Source organism: Thauera terpenica 58Eu (assembly GCF_000443165.1).
Classification (GTDB): domain Bacteria; phylum Pseudomonadota; class Gammaproteobacteria; order Burkholderiales; family Rhodocyclaceae; genus Thauera; species Thauera terpenica.
On record NZ_ATJV01000099.1, the window covers coordinates 1 to 4,065 of the forward strand.

The following is a 4,065-nucleotide window of genomic DNA, read 5'->3' on the forward strand; positions in this document are numbered from 1 at the left end:
CTTGACGGTGCGTGTCAATCAATTCTGAAGGCGACTCTATTCTGACGCTTTCGCGCCGGATGGTCTGACGCCATGTTAGGGTATAGCTTAACCGGACACATCGGCCTCTGTGCCTCTACTGCTTTTCGGTACAACCGTCAAGAACAGGCAGAGCGCTCCGATAGTTATCGCCACATCAGCGAGGTTGAAGGCGGGCCAGTGCACAAGCTGCCAATGGAAGTCGAGGAAATCGACAACCGATCCACGCAGCACACGATCCACGACATTGCCGAGCGCACCACCAAGGATCAGGCTGTAGCCCACCGCTTCAAGGCGTGGCCGCTGCTGGCACAGCATGCGGCCCAGCCAAGCAGAAACGACCAGACCCAGCGCCATGAGAAAGTAACGTTGCCAGCCGCCAGCGTTCGCCAGAAAGCTGAATGCCGCGCCGGGATTCAGGACATGGACAATGTTGAAGAAGGTGCTGACTTCGACCTGTTCACCGTAGGCAAACGTGCGGGTGATGGCGAACTTTGCGAGCTGATCTGTCATGACAGAACTGGCGGCCACTGCGAACCAGACCCAAGTCGATGTGCGGCGAGCCGATTGCCACACAGGGGCGGCCAGCGGCATCAGCCACCCGGCGAGCGCCGTGCAGCTCAATCCAAGTACCCACCCCGCCAGCACATCGGCAGGAAAGTGCATTCCGGCTGCGATGCGTGACCAACCGACCAATGCGGCGTACAACACCAAGCCGATGCGGCCACGACGGCCTATCAAAGGCCAGAGCGCGCCGACCACCAGCGCGGCATAGGTGGCATGCCCGCTGGGCAGGCTGTAGTGTCGTTCGATGCCCCCGATAACGCGCACCATGTCGCCAAAAACGGCAGGCGGGCGTGGAAAGTCGATCCATAGCTTCAAGATGGTGGCGACGAGAAATGCCAACGCAAAGGCCACGCTAAAGACTCTGAGTCTGTACCGGATGGCATCGGCCCGCGTTGGGTCAGGTGCCGACTTTGACCATCCCCACATCGCCAAGAGCATCAGTGGTGCAGTCCAGTAGTTGCCTATCACAAGGTTGAAGAACGATACCGGCGGTTCCAGCGCTGCAGGTGTGCTCATGTTGATGGCTTGGAACAACGCGATGTTTAGACCACCCCAGTCGTAGAGAAAGAATTTCCAGCTCATTTGCGCAACAGCCTCAAGCCATTGCCAACGACGAGCAAGCTGGCCCCCATATCAGCAAACACCGCCATCCACATGGTCGCTTGACCCGTGAAGGTCAGCACCAGAAATACTGCCTTGATGCCAAGGGCCAGCACAATGTTTTGCATCAGCACCTGCGCCGTCGCACGCGACAGGCGCACGAAGGTCGGAATCTTGCCCAGGTTGTCGTCCATCAGGGCCACGTCAGCGGTCTCGATGGCGGTATCGGTGCCAGCCGCTCCCATGGCAAAGCCGATGTCCGCACGCGCCAAGGCCGGGGCATCGTTGATGCCATCACCGACCATGCCGACCTTGCCCTTTATGGCCAGTAGCTCAACTTCGCGCAGTTTGTCGTCTGGGAGCAGATTGCCTTGCGCACTGTCGATCCCGGCTTGTGCGGCAATGGCCTGTGCCGTGTGGGGGTTGTCGCCGGTCAGCATCATGGTGTTGATGCCCAGTGCATGAAGCTCGGCAATGGCGCTCCTGCTGCTTTCCTTGATGGTGTCCGCTACGGCAAATAAGGCATGAACCCCTTTTGCGCTGACCAACATCACGACAGTTTTACCCATGGTTTCCAGCGCCGCGATGCGCTGTTCCAGTTCTGGTGTGCATTGCCCCAGCGCTTCGAGCATCCGCTGGTTGCCAAGATGGTAGGTCTCACCGTTGATTTGGCCTTGCACGCCCCGACCGGGCAGCGCGCTGAACTCGGCTACGTCGAGTAAGGCAACCCCATCCGTCTGCGCGGCTTGTGCCACCGCTTTGGATACAGGGTGGTCGGAACGAGCCGCCAGACTGGCAGCGATGCTGCGGCTGTTTGCGGCGAGTGCATTGCCCCAAGTGACAAAATCGGTCTGTGCGGGCTTGCCGTGCGTGATCGTGCCGGTCTTGTCCAGAGCCAGCCAGCGCAGCTTGCGGCCTTCTTCCAGATAGACGCCGCCCTTGATGAGAATGCCGTGGCGGGCGGCAGCGGCCAGGCCGCTGACGATGCTGACCGGCGTAGAGATCACCAGTGCGCACGGGCAGGCGACCACCAGCAGAACCAATGCACGGTAAATCCAGTCGAGCCATGCCGCACCCATGAACAGCGGTGGCAACAACGCGACGGCGATGGCAACACCGAAAACAATGGGCGTGTACCAGCGGGCGAACTGATCGACAAAGCGCTGAGTCGGCGCACGGCTTCCTTGGGCAGCCTCTACCGCGTGAATGATGCGGGCCAATGTGGAGTTGCTGGCCACGGCGGTGACGCGGTACTCGAATGAACCGGATTCGTTGATCGTGCCCGCAAACACCGGATCACCGGGGGATTTCTCGACCGGAAGGCTTTCACCCGTGATCGGGGCTTGGTTGACGGCAGAGCGGCCTTCCAGCACCTCACCATCCAGGGCGATGCGCTCACCTGGCTTGACCCGGACGCGGCTACCGATGGCAATTTGCTTTGCACCCACCTCGCGCCATGTGCCGTCAGCCTGCTGCACCGTGGCCTGTTCCGGGGTCAGGTCGAGCAGGCCACGGATGGCATTGCGGGCGCGATCCAGCGACTTGGCTTCGATCACCTCGGCCAGCGCGAAAAGCACCATCACCATTGCCGCCTCGGGCCAGTGCCCGATCAACATGGCACCCGTGACGGCAATCGACATCAGGGCGTTCATGTTGAGATTACGGTTCTTGAGCGCAATCCAACCTTTCTTGTAGGTGGACAGACCGCCGGTGAAGACCGCGACGAGCGCCAGAACGACGACCGACCAATGATTGCCGTTGTGGAGCCAGTAGACCGCCTCGGCCGCCGATGCAGTTACAAAGGAGATGCCCAGCGGCCACCAGTTGGTCGGCGTGGTCACAAGGGATGCGGATGGCGATGCGGCCTCTGCGGTGTCCAACACCTGCGCCTCGAATCCAAGCGCTTGCAGTGCCGCGAGCACGTCCGGCAGAACCTGGTCCGCATGGCGTACCGACAGCGTGCGCTGCATCAGGTTGAAATCGAGATCGGCAACTCCGGCCATGGTACCGAGCTTGTTGCGGATCAACGTCTCTTCGGTCGGGCAATCCATTTTGGTAATGGACAGCTTGGTCGTTTGCCCGGTCGATGCCTGATCCATGCGCACGGCTTGCATGCCGATGGCGGTTAGCGCCTGCTCAACGGGAAACAACGAAGGCAGTTCGTGCCGAACGGCCAAAGTACGCTGCATCAGGTTGAACTCAAGACCAACCACCCCCGCCAGCCCGACCAGCTTGCCTCGGATCAGCGCCTCTTCCGTGGGGCAGTCCATGTTCTCGATGCGATACACCGCTTGAGCCGATCCGGTTGTCGCTGGGGCTTGTGTCGTGGGTTGGATGATCGGCCCAGCCGAGCAGCCACACGCCGTGGAAGCGCATTCGCTCATAAATAACTCCTTCAAATCTATACAACTTCCATTACAAACCCTATAGTTACTATAGAGTCAAGTGAAATAAAGGAGATTGATGCATGGAAATCAGAATTGGCGACCTCGCCAAGCGCTCTGGATGCGAGGTTGTGACCATCCGCTACTACGAGAAGGAAGGGCTACTGCCGAAGCCAGCGCGAAGCGGTGGCAACTTCCGGCTGTACGGTGAGGCGCACATTGAGCGCTTGCAATTCATCCGTCATTGCCGTTCGCTCGACATGACGTTGAGCGAGATTCGCGCATTGCTGGGTCTGCGAGACAACCCGATGCAGGACTGTGGGGAGGTCAACACGCTGCTGGAGGCCCATATTCAACAGGTGGAAATGCGTGTGTCCGCGCTGTTGCAGTTAAAGCGGCACTTGGTTGATTTGCGCGAGAAGTGTTCTGGCTCTCGATCTGTAGAGGCGTGCGGCATTTTGCAAGGGTTGGGCAATTGCAATTGCCATGGTGAAAG

At 59.7% G+C, this 4,065-nt stretch carries 3 protein-coding genes; 1 reads left to right on the top strand and 2 read right to left on the bottom strand.

The window, feature by feature from the left end; genetic code table 11:
• Positions 1 to 87 precede the first annotated feature (87 nt).
• Both lspA and M622_RS37000 read right to left on the bottom strand, forming a co-directional pair.
• Positions 88 to 1,167 carry a signal peptidase II gene (lspA, locus tag M622_RS36995; RefSeq protein ID WP_008063278.1) on the bottom strand — a complete coding sequence of 360 codons (1,080 nt, stop codon included), beginning with the start codon at positions 1,165 to 1,167 and terminating at the stop codon, positions 88 to 90.
• Positions 1,164 to 3,473 carry a heavy metal translocating P-type ATPase gene (locus M622_RS37000; RefSeq protein WP_020164644.1) on the bottom strand — a complete coding sequence of 770 codons (2,310 nt, stop codon included), beginning with the start codon at positions 3,471 to 3,473 and terminating at the stop codon, positions 1,164 to 1,166. The genes lspA and M622_RS37000 overlap by 4 nt, the downstream gene beginning before the upstream one ends.
• Positions 3,474 to 3,652: 179 nt before the next feature.
• Between M622_RS37000 and cadR the strand changes: the two genes are divergently transcribed.
• A partial coding sequence (cadR, locus tag M622_RS37005) for a Cd(II)/Pb(II)-responsive transcriptional regulator (protein WP_021250779.1) occupies positions 3,653 to 4,065 on the top strand: 413 nt, incomplete at its 3' end.

Excerpts from the sequence above, each read along its gene's own strand:
- lspA (WP_008063278.1), bottom strand. The coding sequence starts at position 1,167 with ATGAGCTGGAAATTCTTTCTCTACGACTGGGGTGGTCTAAACATCGCG.